General features: G+C 74.6%; 2 protein-coding genes. Both read right to left on the bottom strand.

From position 1 onward, the window contains the following. Nucleotides 1–13: 13 nt before the first annotated feature. Entirely contained in the window at nucleotides 14–12,748 is a 12,735-nt protein-coding gene (locus IO24_RS0134685; protein WP_051905993.1) for a non-ribosomal peptide synthetase, read from the bottom strand. Beyond that, nucleotides 12,748–20,616, bottom strand: coding sequence for a non-ribosomal peptide synthetase (locus IO24_RS0134680; protein ID WP_051905992.1), 7,869 nt, complete (start codon nucleotides 20,614–20,616; stop codon nucleotides 12,748–12,750). Before IO24_RS0134680 ends, IO24_RS0134685 begins: the two co-directional genes overlap by 1 nt. Between the last annotated feature and the right edge of the window lie 205 nt (nucleotides 20,617–20,821).

The following is a 20,821-nucleotide window of genomic DNA, read 5'->3' as shown; positions in this document are numbered from 1 at the left end:
GGGACGCCACCGGTCACTCCCGGCCGTCGGTGTGGGCGGCGAGTTTCTCCCCGACCAGCCGGCCGATCGCCTCCAGCGAGGCCTCCCGGTTCAGCAGGGTGCCGTGCTCGCCCGGCAGTCCGTGCCGCTCGATGCGCCCCGCCACCCAGGGCGTCCACGCGCCGTGTGTCTCCGCCGGGTCCTGCTGGTCGGAGGCGGTCAGCAGCAGCAGATCGCCGGTCAGGCGCTCGGGCCGGTAGTCGATGAGCAGCCGCGTGTTGTTGGCGGAGATCTCCATGATCGACCGCAGCTGCTCCTCCCCGAGGTTCGCCAGCGCGCTGCCCCGCTGCCGCAGGATCTCCTTGGTGCGCTCGAACGTCAGCCGTTCCTCAGCGCCGAGCGCGAACGACTCGTCGACGAGCCCCACGAGGTAGACGAGGTGCTCGTGCAGATCCTCCTCGTCCAGCTCGGGCACGTCGTCATGGGTCAGCCCCTTCCAGCCCGGGCAGGCGTCCACGACGGCGAGCACCCCCACCCGCTCCCCGCGCCGCTGCAACTCCACGGCCACCGCGTAGGCCGCCACTCCGCCGAACGACCAGCCGAGCAGGTGGTAGGGGCCGGTGGGCTGGACCCCCTGGATCTCGTCGGCGTAGTCGGCCGCCATCGCCTCCAGCGTGTCCGGGCGGGGTTCCGGCCGGCCCAGACCGCGCGCCTGGAGCGCGTAGACCGGCCGCTCGGGGCCGAGATGCCTCAGCAGACCGGCGTACGACCAGCTGATGCCGCCGCCGGGATGCACACAGAACAGCGCCTCTCGCTCACCCCGCGGGCGCAGCGGCAGCAGCACCTCGTAGCCGTCGCCCGGGGCGCCGGTCCGGAGGCGTTCCGCCATGCCGGACGGGGTCGGCGTCTCGAACAGCGCGCGCATCCCCACGTCCACGCCGAAGGCCGCGCGGATCCGGGCCTTGAGCCTGGCCGCCAGCAGCGAATGGCCGCCCAGCTGGAAGAAGTCGTCGTCGATCCGGACCCGGGGCAGACCGAGCACCTCGGCGAACAGCTCGCACATCAGCTCCTCCTGCGGCAGCCGCGGAGCACGGCCGTCCAGGGCGGAGTCGAGGTCCGGGGCGGGCAGCGCCGAGCGGTCCAGCTTGCCGTTGCGGGTCAGCGGCAGCCGGCTGAGCGGCACCACGGCGCCGGGCACCATGTACTCCGGCAGGTGCCGCCGGGCGTGGTCGAGCACGCTGTTCACCAGCGCGCCCGCCGCCCGCGCGGTCAGCGGTGCCCGCACCCAGCGGGTCAGCGGCGTACCGGTGCCCAGCGGGGACCGCGGCCGGTACAGATCCACCACCGGACGGGCGGGCTCCGGCTCGGTGAACACCACGTCCAGACGGCCGGGGTCGGCCGACCAGGTCACGTGCGCGGCGAGCCCGAGGCGGCCGGCCAGCTCGTCGAACGCCGCGAGCGGCGGGGCGTCGCCCGAGACCTCCGGGTCGTACTCGTGGATCGCGGCCTCGACGGCCGCGTCGTCGGCCAGGCGCCGGTTCGGCACCCCTGTGACCCGCAGCGGCGACCCCACCCGGCACAGCGCCTCCTCCAGGCCGGCCGGTCCCGTCGCGTCGTCCCACCCGACGACGGGCAACCCGCGCGCCGAAGTGAGCGGCGCGCCGCCCTCCTTGAAGAGCGTGACGTCATAGCGGTACCGCGTCAGCTCGTTGTGGAAGGTGCCCCGCTTGACCTCGACGCAGGCCCCCGCGAGGCCGCCGACGTGCTCGCCCAGCGCGGTGAACAGTTCGGGCGCGACGAGGAGTTCCTTCTCCATCACCAGAGCGCGCTCGACGGCCCGCCGCAGGCTCGCGCGGTCGTGCCGGTCGTGCACCTTACGGGCCAGCGCCGCGGAGGTGAGCATGCGGTGCAGACGCAGATCGCGTACGTCACCGAGGAACAGCGCCCCGCCCGGGGCGAGCAGCCGCAGGGCCGACTCGATCACCCGCAGCAGATACCCGGCGCTCGGGAAGTACTGCACGATCGAGTTGAGCACCACGGTGTCGAAGTGGCCCTCCGGCAGATCCCCCCTCTCGTGGGCGGCCAGGACCCGCAGCCGCACCCGCTCGCGCAGCTGCGGATCGCGCGCCACGTGACCGCGCAGCGTCTCGACGACCGCCGGGGAGAAGTCCGTGGCCCAGTACTCCCGCGCGTCCGGGGCGAGCCGTGACAGCAGCAGGCCCGTACCGGCACCGATCTCCAGCACCCGGCGCGGCCGCAGCCGCCGGACGCGCGCGACCGTCTCGCGACGCCACTCCCGCATCTCCTCCAGGGGGATGGGCGCGGCGTCGTAGCTGCTGTTCCAGCCGGAGAAGTCCTCGCCGAACGCGGCCGTCGGCGCGGCGTACAAGGACTCGTAGATCCCCTGCCACGCCTGCACCTGGTCCTGCTCGGCCGTCTCGTCACGGTCCGCGGACTCCGGGTCGGCGACCACGTACGCCACCAGGCGCGGGTCGGCCGGCCGGTCCTCGCGGACCAGCACCGCCGCCTGCCCCACGGCCGGGTGGCGCAGCAGCACGCTCTCCACCTCTCCCGGCTCGATGCGGAAGCCGCGCAGCTTGACCTGGTCGTCGCCGCGCCCCACGTAGTCCAGCGCGCCGTCCGCCGTCCACCGCACCAGGTCCCCGGTCCGGTACATGCGCTCGCCCGGCTTGCCGAACGGGTCCGCGACGAACCGCCGCGCGGTGGGCTCCGCCCGGCCCAGGTAGCCGCGGGCGAGCCCGGTGCCGGCGATGTACAGCTCGCCGACCACCCCGGGCGGGACCGGGCGCAGCTCCGGATCCAGCACGTACAGCCGGGTGTTGGCCATCGGGCGCCCGATCGGCACCGACGTGGCGTCGGCGGGCAGCGCCTCGACCGGCCAGCTCGCGGCGAAGGTGGTCGTCTCGGTCGGCCCGTACCCGTTGACGACGACCAGGCCGGGGCAGGCCGCCAGCACCGTGCGCACCGCGTGCGGCGACACAGCCTCGCCGCCCGTCCACACCTGCCGGACCCCGGCCAGGCACTCGGGCATGCTGTCGGCGACCAGGGTGAACAGGGAACTGGTCAGCCACAGACCGGTGACCCGCCGCCGCACGACCGTGTCGGCGAGCGCGTGCAGGTCGAGTTCGCCGTCCGGGCCGATCACGACGGTGCCGCCGGTGAGCAGCGGCACCCACAGCTCGTACGTCGCCGCGTCGAACGCCGGTGACGAGTGCAGCAGCACCCGCCGCTGGGCCCCGGTGCGCCAGCGCGGGTCGGCCGCCAGCTCGGCCACGTTGCGGTGGGTGACCCCGATGCCCTTGGGGCTGCCCGTGGAGCCGGAGGTGTACATGATGTACGCCAGATCGTCCGGGCCCGGCCGGCCGGCCGGGGCGGGGACGGGCGCCTCCTCCTCCGGTACGAACCCGTCACCGAGATCGGTGCCGACGATGACGACCGTCGTGCCCTCGGGCAGCGACTCCGGCGCCGGTGGGCGGTCGGTGACCAGGACCCGGGCCCCCGTCTCGGCCATGACCATGCGCGTCCGGGCCGCCGGGTAGCGCGGGTCCAGCGGCACGTAGGCGGCGCCCGCCTTGAGGATGCCGAGGACCGCGGCGACCAGGCCGGGGGAGCGGGGCATGAGCAGCGCCACCGTGCCGGCCCGGCGCACACCGCGGCGCGCCAGCACCGCCGCGACCTCCTCGGCGGCCTCGCGCAGCGCGCGGTAGCCGATCTCCCGGTCGCCGTGCACCACGGCCGGTGCGTCGGGGCGCTCGGCAGTCCGGGCGTCGAACAGCTCCGGCAGTCCGGCCTCGGCCGCGGGCCGGTCGGTGTCGTTGTGCCGCTCCAGCAGCAGGCTCTCGGCCGCGGTGAGCAGATCAGCGGAACCGATCGTCCGGTGCGGCGCCGCCACCAACGACGTCAGCAGCCGCACCCAGCGTTCGAACAGGCCGGTCACCGTGCCGGCGTCGTACAGGTCGCTCGCGTACTCGACGACACCGGTGATGCCCTGCGCACCGCCCGTGTCGTCGAGATGCTCCGACAGGCTGAAGAACAGGTCGAACTTGGCCGAGCCGGTGCGCCCCGGCTCGATGCCGACGCGCAGCCCGGGCAGCCGGAAGGAACCGGCCGGCGCGTTCTGGAGCGCCAGCATCGTCTGGAACAGCGGGTGCCGGCCGAGCGAGCGCGGCGGGTTGAGCCTCTCCACCAGGTACTCGAACGGCACGTCCTGATGGGCGTACGCGCCCAGCGCGGTGTCGCGTACCCGGGCTATCAGCTCCCGGAAGCTCGGCCGCCCCGAAGTGTCGGTGCGCAGCACCAGCGTGTTGACGAAGAAGCCCACCAGGTCGTCGAGTTCCTGGTCGGTGCGCCCGGCGATCGGGCTGCCGATCGGGATGTCCGCGCTGCCGCTCAGCCGGGACAGCAGCGCCGCGAGCCCGGCCTGGAGCACCATGAACACCGTCGCGCCGGACTCCCGGGCCAGTTCCGCGATCCGCCGGTGCAGCTCCGCGTCGATGCCGACCCTGACGTAGTCGCCCCGGTAGGAGGCCACGGCGGGCCGCGGACGGTCGGTGGGCAGCCGCAGCTCCTCCGGCAGGGCGCGCAGGCGCCGCACCCAGTAGTCGAGCTGGGTGGCGAAGAGGCTGTCCGCGTCGCCCTGGTCGCCGAGCAGCTCGTTCTGCCACAGCGTGTAGTCGGCGTACTGCACCGGCAGAGCCGCCCACGACGGGGCCTCGCCCCGGCACCGCGCGTCGTAGGCCCGGGCCAGGTCGCGGGCCAGCGGGTTCAGCGACCAGCCGTCACCGGCGATGTGGTGCACCACCAGCAGCAGCACGTGCTCCTCGGCGGACAGTGCGAACAGGCGTGCCCGCAGGGGCGGTTCGGCGGACAGGTCGAAGCCCTGGCGGGCAGCCGCGTCCAGCAGCGCGGACAGGCCGTCCCGGTCCGTGTCCACCACCTCCACCGCGCCAGTCGCCTCCGCCGGGTCCAGCACCCGCTGCCACGGCACCCCGCCGCTCTCCGGGAAGACGGTGCGCAGGCTCTCGTGGCGCCGCACCACGTCGGCGAGGGCCGCCCGCAGCGCGCTCCGGTCCAGGGACCCGGTCAGGCGCAGCGCCAGCGGGATGTTGTACGTCGGGCTGGGCCCCTCCAGCTTGTGGATGAACCACAGCCTGCGCTGGGCGAACGACAGCGGCAGCCGCTCGGGCCGGGCCCGGCGGGCGAGCCGCAGCCGGCTCGGGGACGCGGTGTCCACCCGGGCGGCCACCGCCGCCGGAGTGGGGTTCTCGAACAGCGCCCGCAGAGCCAGTTCCACGCCGAACGTGGCGCGGATCGCGGCGATCAGCCGGGTGGCGAGCAGCGAGTGCCCGCCCAGCTCGAAGAAGCTGTCGTCGGCACCCACCCGGGGCAGCCCCAGGACCTGCGCGAACAGGTCGCACACCATCTGCTCCTGCGGGGTGCGCGGATCGCGGCCGGTGCCCCCCGCGGTCAGCGTCGGCGCGGGCAGCGCGGCCCGGTTCAGCTTGCCGTTGGCGGTCAAAGGCAGTGCGCTGAGCGGCACGAACGCGCTCGGCACCATGGAGGCCGGCAGCGTCCGCTCCGCGTGTTCGCGCAGCCGCGCCATCAGCGTGCCGCTGGTGCGCGGCACCATCGGGTCGCTGGTCAGAGCCGACAGCCGGGTGCGCGGGCCGGGCGCGGACACCGGCGGACAGGTGCCGGTGAGCGGGGCGCTCCCGCGGGCCAGCACGAAGTCGATCAGCCGCGGATGCGACGACCAGGCCGCCGCCGTGCGGTAGCCCAGCTCCGCACCCAGCCGGTGCAGATCCGCGAGGTCCACGGTGGGTGCGGGCACCACCGGGCCGTCACCGGTGCGCATCGCCTCGGCCAGCGCCAGTTCGGCCGCGACCCGGTCGTTCGGGACGCCGGTCAGCCGCAGCCGCTCCGGGCGCCGATCGGCGAGATGCGCGCGGACGGCCGCCAGGTCCCCGAGCTCGTCCCAGGGCACCGCCGGGGCGTCTCCGACATCGGTCGTGGGGGCGTTCCGGTGGTGCAGCGTCACGTCGTACCGGTAGCGGCTCAGCTCATTGTCGTAGGACCCCTCCTTCAGCGACACGCCCACCGCGCCGATGTCCGGCAGGCGCTCGGCGACCGCGGTGAAGTAGTCCGGGTCGACGAGGAGTTCCTTCTCCGTCATCAGGTCGTGCTCGACCTCGCGGCGCAGCGCGGCCAGGTCCGGCGGTCCGGACATCCGGTGCGCGTGGACGCCGGCCTTCAGCGCCCGCAGCAGCCGCACGTTGCGCACGTCGCCGACGAACAGCGTGCCGCCGGGCGCCAGCAGGCGGGCCGCGGTGGTGAGCACCTCGGTCAGGTAGTCGGCGCCGGGGAAGTACTGGACGACGGAGTTCAGCACGATCGTGTCGAAGTGTCCGGTGGGCAGCCCGCTCGGATCGTGCGCCGCCTGGACCCGCAGGGTGACCCGATCGCGCAGCGCCGCGTCGGCCGCCACGTGCCGGCCCAGCTGCCCGACGACGTGCTCGGAGAAGTCGGTGCCCCAGTACTCCGCGCAGTGCGGCGCGATCCGGGACAGCAGCAGGCCCGTGCCCACACCGAGTTCCAGCACCCGGCGCGGCCTGAGGCCGAGGATCCGCCGCACCGTATGCTCCCGCCACTCCCGCATCTCGGGCAGCGGGATGGGCTCACCGGTGTAGCTGCTGTCCCAGCTGGCGAAGTCCTCGCCGAACGGCGCCTCGGCGGCCCCCGCGTACACCGAGTCGTACAGCAGCCGCCAGTCCTCCAGCTGGTGCCGCTCCGCGCCCTCCTCGCGCGCCTGCGGCGAGGCGCCCGGCACGACGTATGCCACCAGCCGCCGGTCGCCGGGCCGGTCCTCGCGCACGGTGACGGCGGCCTGCCGCACCCCGGGCTGCCCGTCGAGGACGCGTTCGATCTCGCCCAGTTCGATCCGGAAGCCGCGCAGCTTGACCTGGTCGTCGGCGCGGCCGGCGAACTCCAGCCGCCCGTCGCCGGTCCAGCGGGCCAGGTCGCCGGTGCGGTACATCCGCTCACCCGGCGCCCCGTGCCGGCAGGCCACGAAGCGGGAGGCCGTCAGGCCCGCCCGGCGCAGATAGCCGTGGGCCAGACCGGTTCCGGCGAGATACAGGTCCCCGACGACACCGGGCGGCACCGGCCGCAGACGCGCGTCGAGCACGTACGCCTCGGTGTTGTCGATCGGCGTGCCGATCAGCGGGGGCTGCGTCCCCGTCTCCCGGCTCGCGGTCGACCAGATGGTCGTCTCGGTCGGCCCGTAGAGGTTCAGCACCTCGCCCAACTCCGCCAGGTCCGCCGCCAGCCGCTCGGGCAGCGCCTCACCGCCGGTGAGGACGCGCAGGCCCCGCAGCGGCGCCGGATCGTGCGCCACGAGGGTCTGCCACAGCGACGGCGTGGCCTGCATGACGGTGATCCCCTGTGTCGACAACCGCTCCAGCAGCGCCGACGGCTGCCGCACCACGTCGCGGGGAGCGAGGACGACCCGGGCGCCCCGCAGCAGCGGCAGCCAGATCTCCAGGGCGGCGATGTCGAACGAGACCGTGGTGACGGCCAGCAGCCGGTCCTGCGGGGTGAGCGGCACCAGCCGCCCCATCGCCTGCAGGAAGTTCGCCAGCGCCTCGTGCGGGACGACCACGCCCTTGGGGGTGCCGGTCGACCCCGAGGTGTAGAGGACGTACGCCGGCTGCCGCGGCGTGACGTGCACCCGCGGCGGGTCGGCGGGGCGCGCCCTCAGGGCCTCGACGGTCCCCGGATCGTCCATCGTGATCCGCGCCGGGCCGTCGGTGCCGGGCACGAGCTTGCCGGCCGCCTGGGTGGTCAGCAGTACCGCGGGCCGGGCGTCGCGCAGCATGAACTCCAGCCGGGACACCGGGTACTCGGTGTCGAGCGGCAGATAGGCCGCGCCGGTCCGCAGCACCGCCAGCAGCGCGACGGGCAGCACCTCCGTGCGCGGCAGCGCCAGGGCGACCACTGTGCCCGGCCCGCCGCCGTGCGCCAGGATCTCCCCGGCCAGCCGGTTCGCCCGCTCGTCCAGCTCGCGGTACGTCAGCGTGGCACCCTCGGCCACCACGGCGACGGCGTCGGGCGCCGCCGCCACCCGCTCCTCCAGCAGCTTCGGCAGCGGCTGCGGCGCGACCGGCACCGAGGTGTCGTTCCACCCGCGCAGCACCTGATCCCGCTCGGCGGCCGTCAGCACGTCGACGTCCGCGATCGGCCGGTCCGGGGCGTCCGCGACGGCGGTCAGCAGCCGCCGCCAGCGCGTGAACAGGGCGCGCACCGTGGCCGGTTCGTACAGATCCCCTGCGTACTCGACGGCCCCCTCGATGCCGGCCGGCGCCCCGTCCTCCGTCCTGCGCTCCACCAGGCTGAAGAACAGGTCGAACTTGGCGGTGCCGGTGCGTGCCTGGGAGACGGCGACCTCCAGACCCGGCAGCTCGAACCGGCCCTCCGGCGCGTTCTGCAACGCCAGCATCACCTGGAACAACGGGTGATGGGCCAGAGAGCGGGCCGGATTGAGCACCTCCACCAGATACTCGAACGGCACGTCCTGGTGGGCGTACGCGTTCAGCGCCGTGTCCCGCACCCGCCTCAGCAACTGGGTGAAGGTCGGGTCGCCGGAGGTGTCGGTGCGCAGCACCAGGGTGTTGACGAAGAACCCGATCAGATCGTCCATGGCCTGGTCGGTGCGTCCGGCGATCGGGCTGCCGACCGGGATGTCCGTACCGCAGCCCATCCGCGTCATCAGCGCGGCCAGCCCCGCCTGGAGCACCATGAACACCGTGGTGCCGTTGCGCCGGGCCAGCCCGGCGAGGGCGCGGTGCAGGTCCGCGTCCAGCTCCACCTCGACATAGTCACCGGCGTACGACGCGGCCGCCGGACGGGGCCGGTCGCCCGGCAGCGTCACCTGCTCGGGCAGGCCCTCCAGCGTCGCCCGCCAATAGGCGACCTGCCGGGCGAGCAGGCTGTCGTCGTTGTCGTGCTCGCCGAGCAGGTCGTTCTGCCAGAGGGTGTAGTCGGCGTACTGGACCGGCAGGGGCTGCCAGTCGGGTTCCCGTCCCTCGGCGCGCGCCGCGTAGGCGCGGGTGAGGTCGGCCGCCAGCGGGCTCAGCGACCAGCCGTCCCCGGCGATGTGATGCAGCACCAGGAGCAGCACATGGTCATCGGGCGCGAGCGTGAACAGCTCGGCCCGCACCGGGCACTCGCCGTCCAGCCGGAACGCGTGCCGGGCCGCCGCGGTGAGCAGGCCCGGCAGGCTCTCCTCGGTGGCCGGCGTGACAGGCAGCGGCGGGACGGCCCGCTCGAGGCCGAGGACGCGCTGGGTGGGGACACCGCCGGCCTCCGGGAAGAGGGTGCGCAGGCTCTCGTGGCGGGCGACGACGTCGCCGAGGGCGGCCCGCAGGGCGGCGTGGTCGAGAGCCCCGGTGAAGCGCAGCGCGAGGGGGATGTTGTACGTCGCGCTCGGCCCCTCCAACTGGTGCAGGAACCACAGCCGCCGCTGGGCGAACGACAGCGGCAGCACCTCCGGACGGTCCCGCCGGGTCAGGGCCGGACGGGCCGGGCCGCTGTCGTCCAGCCGCTGCGCCAGCCCGGCCGGGGTGCGGGCCTCGAAGACAGCGCGCACCCCGGGCTCGGCGCCGAAGGTGGCGCGGATCCGGGCGGCGAGCCGGGTCGCGAGCAGCGAATGGCCGCCCAGGTCGAAGAAGTCGTCGTCGGCGCCGACCCGGGGCAGGCCCAGGACCTGCGCGAACAGATCACACAGGATCTGCTCCTGCGGGGTGTGCGGGTCACGGCCCGCGCCGGCCCGGGTGAGGTCCGGGGCCGGCAGGGCGGCGCGGTCGAGCTTGCCGTTGGAAGTGAGGGGGAGGGCGGGGAGGGGAACGACGGCCGCGGGCACCATGTAGTCGGGCAGCCGGTCGCGCAGGAAGCCCCGCAGGGCGTGCGGGTCCGGGACGCGGCCCGCGACCGGCACCGCGTAGGCGACCAGCCGCTGGTCGCCGGGCTGCTCCTGGCGTACGAGGACGGTGGCCTGCGCCACGTCGGCGTGCTCGGTCAGGGCCGCCTCGATCTCGCCGGGCTCGATGCGGAAGCCGCGGACCTTGAGCTGGTCGTCGGCGCGGCCCAGGAACTCCAGGTGGCCGTCGGGCGTCCAGCGGGCGAGGTCGCCGGTGCGGTACATGCGGTCGCCGGGCCGGCCGTACGGGTCGGCGACGAACCGCTGGGCGGTCAGGGCGGGCCGGTTGAGGTAGCCGCGGGCCAGGCCGGGGGTGTTGGTGTACAACTCGCCGGTGGCGCCGGGCGGCACCGGGCGCAGGGCGTGGTCCAGGAGGTAGACGCGCACGTTGTCGACGGGCCGGCCCAGCGGTGCCGTGGCGGGCCAGGCCGCGGGGTCGTCGGGCAGGGTGTGGGCGGTGAGGACCTGGGCCTCGGTGGGCCCGTAGTGGTTGTGCAGACGGCGCGGGGTGTGCCCGTGGAAGTCACGCATCCGGCGGCTCAGGGTGAGCGCCTCACCGGCCTGCGCGATCTGCCCCAGCGACGGCACGCGCAGGCCCGCCTCGCCGGCCGCCTCGGCGAGGGACTCCAGGACGGTGCTGGGGGCGAAGATCTCGTTCACCCGGTGCTCGGCGAGCCAGGCGGCGAAGCGCCGCGGGTCGCGGCGGGTGTCCTCGTCGGGCACCACCAGCGTCTTGCCGAACAGCAGCGCGGAGAGGACTTCCTGCACCGACACGTCGAAGCTGATCGCGGTGAACTGCGCGGTCCGGGTGCCGGGGCCGCCGCCGAGCTGGCCGTGGTGCCAGCGCAGCATGTTCGCCACGCCCAGCCCGGTCATCTGCACCGCCTTCGGCCGGCCCGTCGACCCCGAGGTGTAGATGACGTACGCCGGGCTCGCGAGCGTCAGCGGCCTCGGCCGCTCGGCGGGGGAGGGATCGGTGCCGGGGCCGTCCGTGATCAGGGCGGCGGTGCGGGGATCGTCCAGGACCAGCAGCGGGGTCGGGTCGTCGTCCGGTATCGCGGACCGGGTTTCGACGCCGGTGACCAGCACGGCCGGACGGGCGTCCGAGAGCATGTACCGGATGCGCGCGGCCGGGTGGTCCGGGTCGAGCGGCAGGTGGGCGGCGCCCGCCTTGACGACGGCCAGCAGCGCGACGATATGGGCGGGCGAGCGCGGCAGGGCGAGCGCGACGATGCTCTCCGGTCCGACGCCGCGCCGGATCAGGGCGTGCGCGAGCCGGTTGGCGCGCCGGTTCAGCTCCGCGTACGACAGGGTCTCGTCGCCGAAGCGGACGGCGGGCGCGTCCGGCGTGGCGGCGACCTGCGCCTCGAACCACTCCGGCAGCAGCGGCAGTTGTCCCTCGCGCCGGGTGTCGTTCCAGGTCTCCAGCAGCAGACGGCACTCCTCGGCGCTGGTGACGTCGACCCGGCCGGTGAGCGTGGCGGGGTCCTCGGCGACAGCGGTGAGAACCAGGCGCAGCCGGTCCAGGAGCGCCTGCGCCGTCGCCCGGTCGAACAGGTCCTCGCGGTAGTCCAGCCGCAGGTACAGCCGCCGGCCCGGCGCGGCGACGAGGGTGAGCGGATAGTGGGTGGCGTCCCGGCCGCGCTCCAGGGCCGGGGCGACCCGCACCTCGGTGGCCGGCCCGGGGGCCCCGTCCTGGGCGGGCTCGTCCCACGGGTAGTTCTCGAACACCATCATCGTGTCGAACAGCTCCGGCACACCCGCCGCCCGCTGGATGTCCGACAGTCCCAGATGGTGGTGCGCGGTCAGCGCGGACTGGGCGCGCTGCACCTCGCCGACCAGTTCCGACAACGACCTCTCCGGCGCGACCCGTACCCGCACCGGGACGATGTTGATGAACAGCCCCACCATCGACTCGACGCCGGGCAGCTGCGGGGTACGGCCGGAGACGATGGCGCCGAACACCACGTCCCGGTGCCCGGTCGTGCGGCTCAGCACCAGCCCCCACGCGGCCTGGAGCAGGGTGTTCACCGTCACCCCGAGCCCCTGCGCCCGCGCCCGCAGCGCCGCGGTGAGCTCCTCCGGCGCCTCGGTCACCACCCGCTCGGGCAGCCGGGGGACGCGCGCCGGATCGGCCGGGGCCAGCCTGGTCGCCTGGTCCACACCGGCCAGCTCCCGCCGCCACGCCTCCTCGGCCGCTGCCCGGTCCTGGCGGCCCAGCCAGGCCAGATAGTCCCGGAACGGCGTCACCCTCGGCAGTGCGCCGGCGTCCCCGCCCCGGGCGTACAGGGTGAACAGCTCCCGCACCACGATAGGCGTCGACCAGCCGTCCAGCAGGATGTGATGGCTGGTCAGCAGCAGGCAGTGCCGCTCGGCCGCGAGCCGGACCAGCGTGAACCGCAGCAGCGGGGGCCGTGCCAGGTCGAAGCGGCGGTGGTAGTCCTCCCGGCTCAGCCGGTCCAGTTCCGTGCGCGCCTGCGCCTCCGGCAGCCCGCTCAGGTCCACCTCGGTCCACGGCACGGTCACCTCGGCCGGGATCAGCTGCACCGGCTGACCGTCCGTCACCTGCGGGAAGGCCGCGCGCAGGTTGGGATGCCGGGCCACCAGTGCCTGCGCGGCGCTGCTCAGCCGCCGCGCGTCCAGCGGACCCGTGAGGTCGAAGACCTGCTGCACCATGTACACATCGGGACCGTCCACGTCGTACAGCGCGTGGAAGAGCATGCCCTCCTGCATCGGTGTCAGCGGGAGGATGTCGACCAGATCGCCGCGGTTCATTACCGAGTCCTCCACATGTCCTCGAGCTGTTCGACATCGTGCTGAGCGAGTCCGACGAGCGGGAAGTCGGACGGGGTGAAGCCGCCGCCGCCCTGCTCGGAGCCGTGCCGTGCCAGGCCGCGCAGGGCCTGGAACCAGTACTCCGCGACGGCCCGGGCGTCGGCCTCGGGCCACATCCCGGGCGCCCACCGCCAGGTGGCCGTCAGGCGCGGCCCGTCCGGGTGGTCGCGCACCGCAGCGTCGACCTCCAGGCCGTGCGCCAGGGGAAGGGCGGCGTCGCCGCCGCCGACCAGCCCGATCTCGTCGGCCACCCGCCACTCGGGGTGCTCCCGGACGATCGGGGTGCCGGGCGCCGGGAACCGGCCCACGTAGTTGAAGCCGACCTGGGGTACGGCCGAGCCGGCCAGCTCCGCCGCGGTCTCGGGGTTCAGGTAGCGCAGCAGGCCGAACCCCCGGCCGTGCGCGGGGACGGCGCGCATCTGCTCCTTGACCCGTTTGACCGCGGCTCCCGCGGCGGACGCACCGGAGGTCACGTCCTCCCAGGCATGCGCGCCGGGGTCGAGCCGGACCGGGTACAGGCTGGTGAACCAGCCCACCGTGCGGGACAGATCGGCGCCGCCGTCGTCCTCGTCGCGGCCGTGCCCCTCCACGTCGATGAGGACGGCGCCGCCCTCACCGCGGCCCCGCTCGCGGCGGAAATGGCCGAGCGCCAGGGACAGCGCGGCCAGCAGCACGTCCTGGACCCCGGCGTGGAACGCGGTGGGCACGCTGGTGAGCAGGGGTTCGGTGACGTCGGGCGGCAGGGTGGCGGTGAACCGGGCGGCGGAGCCCGTCACGTCCTGTGCCCGGTCGAGGGCCCGTGCGGTCAGCAAGGGGTCCGGCTCCCTCACCGTCCGCGTCCACCAGCCCAGTTCGCCCAGGGTCTCGGGTTGCCGGGCCCGCGTGTGCAGGGTGCGTGACCAGGTGCGCACGGACGTGCCGACGGGGGGCGGCGGGGTCCCGTCCAGCGCGGCCAGCAGGTCCGGCACCAGGATGCGCCAGGAGACCCCGTCGACCGCGAGGTGGTGAATCACCATCAGCAGCCTGCTCTCCCGGCCGGGTCCGGCGTCCAGCCAGACGAACTGGGCCATCCGCCCGTCCCGGGGCGAGAGCCGGTCCGTCGCTGCCTCGGCCTCACGTTCCACGGCCGCCCGCAGGGCGTCGGCGGAGCGCTCAGGGGCGTCGGCCGCGCCGTCCGGGCCGGTGGACGGCAGGTCCACCACGTGGACCAGGCCGGCCGGGTCGACGCCGCCCGCGGGGCGGATATCCAGAGCCCAGCGGTCCGTGTCCGGCCCTTCCGCCAGGCGGGCGCGCAGGGCGGCGTGCCGGTCGGTCAGCGCGCCGACGGCGGCGGTGAGCCGTTCCCGGTCCGGCCGGTGGGGTGTCCGCAGCAGCAGGGACTGGGAGAACCGGTCGATCGGGCCGCCGCGGTCCTGGAGCCAGCACATGATCGGGCTGGGCGGGACCGGTCCGTGGTCCGGCCCGGAGTCGTCCTCGGCCGCGGGCGGTGCCGTCAGATCCCCGACGGCCTCCGCCAGGCGCGCGGCCGTCCGGTGCTCGAAGACGTCCCGCACGCCGGCGTCCAGACCGACGGCGCGGGCCTGGGAAACCAGCCGGATCGAGAGGATGCTGTCGCCCCCGAGGGCGAAGAAGTCGTCGTCGGCGCCGACCGGATCCAGGCCGAGCACCTGGGAGAACAGCTCGCACAGCAGTTTCTCCCGGGGTGTGCCGGGGTCCCGGCGGTCGGTCACGTCCAGGACGGGTTCCGGCAGGGCGGCCCGGTCGACCTTGCCGTTGGGGGTCAGGGGAAGCGCGGGGAGCGGGACGAAGGCCGCGGGAACCATGTAGTCGGGCAGCCGCTCGGCGGCATAGGCGCGCAGCGCGGCCGGATCGGCCTCCGTCACCGGGTAGGCGACCAGCCGCGTACCGCCGGTGTGGTCCGGGCGGGCCAGCACGGCGGCGCGGACCACATCCGGATGCCCGGTGAGCACCGCCTCGATCTCGCCCGGCTCGATCCGGAACCCGCGGATCTTGACCTGGTCGTCCGAGCGCCCCGCGAACTCCAGCACGCCCGCGCCGTTCCAGCGCACCAGGTCGCCGGTGCGGTACATACGGGCGCCGGGCGGTCCGAACGGGTCGGCGACGAACCGCCCCGCGGTCAGCGCGGGCTGCCCGAGGTAGCCGCGGGCCAGACCCGACCCGGCGATGTACAGCTCCCCGACGACTCTCTCGGGCACCGGGCGCAGACCGGCGTCCAGGACGTAGGTCCGGGTACCGGCCAGCGGCCGGCCGATGGGCACGGCCGGGGTGTCCGGCGCCAGTTCGCGCACGGCGTGGCTGGTGGCGAAGGTGGTGGTCTCCGTGGGGCCGTAGCCGTTGACCACCACCGTCTCCGGGCACGCGGCCAGCACCCGGCCGACCGCGGCCGGGGACAGCGCCTCGCCGCCCGCCCACACCTGCCGGACCGCCGTGAAGCAGCCGGGGTCGTGCTCGGCCATCACGTCGAACAGCGCGGCGGTCAGCCACAGACCGGTGACGCCCGATCCGGTGATCAGCGCGGCCAGCGCCGGCACGTCCAGGTCGCCGGGCGGTGCCACCACCACCCGGCCGCCGCGCAGCAGCGGCACCCACAGTTCGTAGGTGGACGCGTCGAACGCCGACGGCGAGTGGAGCAGCACCCGGTCGTGCGCGGCATCCGACCAGCAGGGGTCGAAGGCGAGCGCGGCGACGTTCGTGTGGGTGACGACGATCCCCTTGGGCCGGCCCGTCGAGCCCGAGGTGTACATGACGTAGGCGGCGTCGGCGGGTGCCGCCGGGACGCGGGGATCGGCCGCCGGTCCGGCCGCCAGCTCGGCGACCGTGGCCGGGTCGTCGAGTTCGAGGCGCGGGACGTCGTCGAGCGCGGGTGCGCCCGTGCTGGTGAGCAGCAGCGCGGGCCGGGTGTCGCGCACGATCAGCCCGGTCCGCGCCACGGGGTGCCGGGGGTCGAGGGGGACGTACGCGGCGCCCGCCTTGAGCACCGCGAGAACCGCCACCACCGCGTCGACGGACCGCTCCAGGCGCAGCGCGACCGCGTCGCCCCGCCGGACGCCGCGTGCCCGCAGCAGGTGGGCGAGCCGGTTCGCCCGGATGTTCAGGTCCGAGCGGGTCAGCTCGGTGTCCCCGGCGACCAGCGCCACCGCGTCCGGTTCCGCCGCGGCGCGGGCCTCGAACAGCGCGGGCAGCGTGAGATCCGGCACCGGCAGGCCGGGTCCGGTGCCGTGGCGCAGGATCCGCTCCCGCTGCGGCGGGGTCAGCAGGTCGATACCGGTGACGGGAGCCTCGGGGGCGGTGACCGCGGCGTCGAGCAGCCGCACCCAGTGGTCCCACAGCGTCAGCACCGACTCCGGTTCGAACAGGTCGTCGGCGTACTCGACGAGCCCGTGGATTCCGGCCGGCCGCCCGTCGCCGTCGTGCTCCTCGGTGAGGCTGAGGAACAGGTCGAACTTGGCGGTGCCGGTGCGGCCCAGCTCCGAGCGCACCTGGAGGCCGGGCAGCTCGAAGGAGGCGTCGCCGGCGTTCTGGAGCCCCAGCACGACCTGGAAGAGCGGATGGTGGGACAGGGAGCGCGACGGGCTGAGGACGTCGACCAGATGCTCGAACGGCACGTCCTGGTGGGCGTGGGCGGCCAGCGCGGTCTCCCGCACCCTGGCCACCAGCTCGGCGAACGACGGGTCCCCGGCGGTGTCGGTGCGGATCACCTGGGTGTTGACGAAGAGACCGACCAGGTCGTCGAGCGCCTGGTCGGTGCGCCCGGCGATCGGCGTGCCGACGGGGATGTCCGTGCCGGCGCCCAGCCGGGACAGCAGGGCCGCGAGACCGGCCATGAGCACCATGAAGAGGCTGGCGTTCGCGGCCCGTGCCGTTTCCAGCAGCCGCCGGTGCAGGTCCGCGTCGATCTCGGCGGCGAGGTAGTCGCCCCGGTGCGAAGCGATGGCGGGCCGCGGGCGGTCGGTGGGCAGGGCGAGGCACTCCGGCAGTCCGGCCAGCTGCCGCCGCCAGTAGGCGACCTGGGAGGCGAACACGCTGTCGGCGTCCTCGGGGTCGCCGAGCAGGTCGCGCTGCCACAGGGTGTAGTCGGTGTACTGCACGGGCAGTTCGGGCAGGTCGGGCCGCTCGCCCCGGCTGCGGGCGCCGTAGGCGGCCGCCAGGTCCCGGGAGAGCGGGCCCATCGACCAGCCGTCCGCGGCGATGTGGTGCAGGACGAGCAGCAGGACGTGCTCGTCGGCCGAGAGGCTGATCAGTTCGGCCCGCAGGGGCGGCTCGGCGGCGAGGTCGAACCGGCGGCGCACCGCTTCGGTCACCTGGTCCGCCGGCTCCGCCAAATCGCCGCCGCGCTCGGTGAGCGGTGTCTCGACGTCCGGCAGTACGACCTGGTACGGGACGCCGTCCCGCTCGCGGACGACGGTGCGCAGGCTCTCGTGCCGGGCCACGACGTCACCGAGGGCGGCGCGCAGCGCGGCCCGGTCCAGCGGGCCGGACAGCCGCAGGACGAACGGGGTGTTGTAGGTGGCGTCCGGCCCGTCCAGGCGGTGCAGGAACCACAGCCGCTTCTGCGCGAACGACAGCGGCAGCGGCCGCGGGCGGGTGCGCCGGGTCAGTGGCGGGCGGGCCGGCGCCGCGTCGTCGAGCAGCCGGGCGAGCGCCGTGGGCGTCGCGGCCTCGAACAGGGCGCGCAGGCTCAGCTCGACGCCGTACGCCGTGCGCAGCCGGGCGGTCAGCCGGGTGGCCAGGACCGAATGGCCGCCGAGGTCGAAGAAGTTGTCGTCGGCGCCGACCCGGTCCACGCCGAGGACCTCGGCGAACAGGTCGCACACGACCTGCTCGCGCGGGGTGCGGGCCGGTCGGTGACGGTCGCGCGCCGACGCCCCGTCCGGGGCGGGCAGCGCGGCCCGGTCCAGCTTGCCGTTCGGGGTGAGGGGGAGACGGTCGAGGGGGACCACGGCGGCCGGGACCATGTGCTCCGGCAGCCGGTCACGGGCGAACGCCCGCAGCTCCTCCGGCCGCACTCCGGCACCCGGTGCGGGCACCACGTAGGCGACCAGCCGGTCGTCGTCGAGCCGGTCCCGGCGCACCAGCACGGTGACCTGGGCGATGCCCTCGTGCTCGGCCAGGGCCGCCTCGATCTCGCCGGGTTCGATGCGGAACCCGCGGACCTTCACCTGGTCGTCGGAGCGGCCGAGGTACTCCAGCAGCCCTTCGGCGGTCCAGCGCGCCACGTCCCCGGTGCGGTACATCCGGGTGCCGGCCGGCCCGTAGGGGTCGGCGACGAAACGCTGCCCGGTCAGTCCCGGGCGGCGCAGGTAGCCGCGGGCCAGTCCGGCGCCGGCCACGTAGAGTTCGCCGGGCACACCGGGCGGCACGGGGCGCAGACCCGCGTCCAGGACATAGGTGCGCAGGTCGTCCAGGCCGGTGCCGATGACGCTCGGCTGCGCGGCGGCCGCCCGGTCGCGGTCCAGGTCCAGCCGGGTGACGTGCACGGTGGTCTCGGTGATCCCGTACATGTTGACCAGCGCCGGCGCGGTGTCCGGGTGGCGCTCGTACCAGGGGCGCAGCCGGTCCGGATGCAGCGCCTCACCGCCGAAGACGACCGTGCGCAGGGCGAGGCGGTCGCCGAGCGCGGGCTCCTCGCGGTCGGCCTGCATCAGCTGGTAGAAGGCGGACGGCGTCTGGTTGAGCACCGTCACGCCCTCGTCGGCCAGCAGCCGCAGCAGCCGTGCCGGTGTACGGCTGACGTCGTACGGAACGACGACCAGCCGGCTCCCGTGCAGCAGCGCCCCCCAGATCTCCCAGGTGGAGAAGTCGAACGCGGCGGAGTGGAACAGGGTCCACACGTCCCGCTCGTCGAAGGCGAACCGCTCCCGGGTGGTGTCGAACAGGCGGACCACGTTCTGGTGGGTGACCAGGACGCCCTTGGGCCGGCCGGTGGAGCCCGAGGTGTAGATGACGTACGCGGGATGCTCGGGAGTCAGCGGGTGGGTCCGGTCACCGTCGGCGGGGTCGGCCGCCGGCTGCGCGGCGAGCAGACCGGCCGTGGCGGCCTCGTCCAGGACGAGCGCGGGCGCGCCGTCCGGGAGCGCGGGCGCGGTGTCCTGGTCGGTCACCACCAGCACCGGGGTGGCGTCGCCCACCATGTACGCCAGCCGGGCGGCCGGATAGGCCGGATCCAGCGGCAGGTAGGCCGCGCCCGTCTTGGTGACGGCGAGCAGGGTGACGATCAGTTCGACGGACCGGGGCAGGGCCACCGCGACGATCTTCTCCGGTCCGGCGCCCCGGGCGATCAGCAGGCGCGCGAGCCGGTTGGCCCGGGTGTTCAGCTCCGCGTAGGACAGCCGGGTGCCGCCCAGGGAGACGGCGGTCGCTTCCGGGCCCGCCGTCGCCCGTGCCTGGAACAGCTCCGGCAGGGTGGCCCGGCGCGCCGGGACCGCGGCGGCCGGGGGCGGCAGGAGCGCACGGCGCTCCGCGGCGGTCAGCAGATCGATCCGGCCTACCGGGGAGTCCGGGTCGGCCTCGGTCATCGCGTTCAGCAGTGACACGAACCGTTCCTGATGGGCCGTCAGCGTCTGGCGGTCGCAGACCTCGGGGTGGGCCGTCAGGTCGATCTGCAGGCCGGAGCCGTCCCGCCGGTCCCACACGGCGATCGCCAGGTCGCCCACCAGGCCCGAGGACAGGTTGTGCACGGTCGCGGGATGCGCGCCGAACCGCAGGTCGTAGTCGAACGACATGACGTTGACCAGCGGCGCGTACCGGGAGGCGGCCGCGTCCGGGAGCGCGATGTCCCGGTGCACGTCCTCGCCCCGGTAGCGCTGGTGTGCCACCACGTCACGGACGCGGTCGCTCACCTCGCGCAGCAGCCCGGCGACGCTCAGGCCCTGCCGCACCGGCACCCGCAGCGGCAGGACGTTGGAGGTCATGCCGGGGGTCTGGCGCACCACGACATCCGTGCGCGCGGCGACGGGCAGACCCACCACCACGTCATCGGCGCCCGTCATCCGGTGCACGTACGCCGTGGCCGCCGCGATCGCCAGCTGGGACCACGGCACCCTTGCCCGGCGGGTGATCTCCCGGATGCGCTCCAGACGGTCCTGGCCGAGCCGGGTGGTGCTGCGCAGCAGCTCGGCCGGCGTACTCCGGGACGGCACCACGAGCCGGGGCGTCCGCGGCCGGTCGGCGAACCGGCCGTTCCAGAACGCCCGGTCCCGGGTGAACTGTTCGGAGGAGCGGTAGACGCTGTCGCTGTGGACCAGCCGGCGCAGCGAGCCGAACGGCGACGGGTCGCACGGCCGCCCCTCGGCGAACGCGGTGTACACCGCCGCCACCCGCCGGGCGATGAGCTGGGCGCCGAACGCGTCCATGACGATGTGGTGGTAACTGTGGTACCAGATGTGGCAGTCGTCCCCGAGCCCGATCAGCGCGTGCCGGAACAGCGGCCCGCAGGCGAGGTCCATCGGCCTGCGGATGTCCTCGCGCATCCATGCCGTGGCCGCCGCCGACGGATCCGGCCGGCCGCCGACGTCGACGTACGGCAGCGGCCAGTCGGTCACCCGCCGTACGGTCTGCCGGGCGTCGTCGCCGGACTCGGCGAACCGGACGTGCAGCGCGTCGGCCTCGCCGACCGTCCGCCGCAGCGCCCGTTCGAACAGCGCGGTGTCGAGCGGGCCGTCGATCCGCACGTACTCCCCGACCCGGTAGACGCTGTTCGTCGAATCGAGGCGCTGTTCGGCGAACCAGATCTCACGCTGTGCGGCCGACAGGGGCAGAATCGCACCATCGGGCTCACGACCAGACAATCTTCAGCCTCCGGTTGCGTAGCGCCGCCTGATTTCGATATGTCGGCGGGAAGAATGCAAACGGTTGTTGTGCGAATCGGTGTTCCCGCTGTCCGGGCACCGCCCGAACCTAACACGGCGGTTCGCGGAGTCAATGGGCTGAGCAGGCCCGCGGCCAACCCCGGCTGTCCCGCCGGCGGGACAGTGAATTCCCGTCTGGTGCGCC

Source organism: Streptomyces flavovariabilis (genome assembly GCF_000725785.1).
In the GTDB taxonomy this organism is placed as follows: Bacteria; Actinomycetota; Actinomycetes; order Streptomycetales; family Streptomycetaceae; genus Streptomyces; species Streptomyces hawaiiensis.
Note: the sequence above shows the minus strand (reverse complement) of the source record. Positions and strands in the feature narration are given on the sequence as shown.

What these genes read in the sequence shown, in the direction of transcription:
- IO24_RS0134685 (WP_051905993.1), bottom strand. Translation starts at nt 12,748, where the DNA reads ATGAACCGCGGCGATCTGGTCGACATCCTCCCGCTGACACCGATGCAG.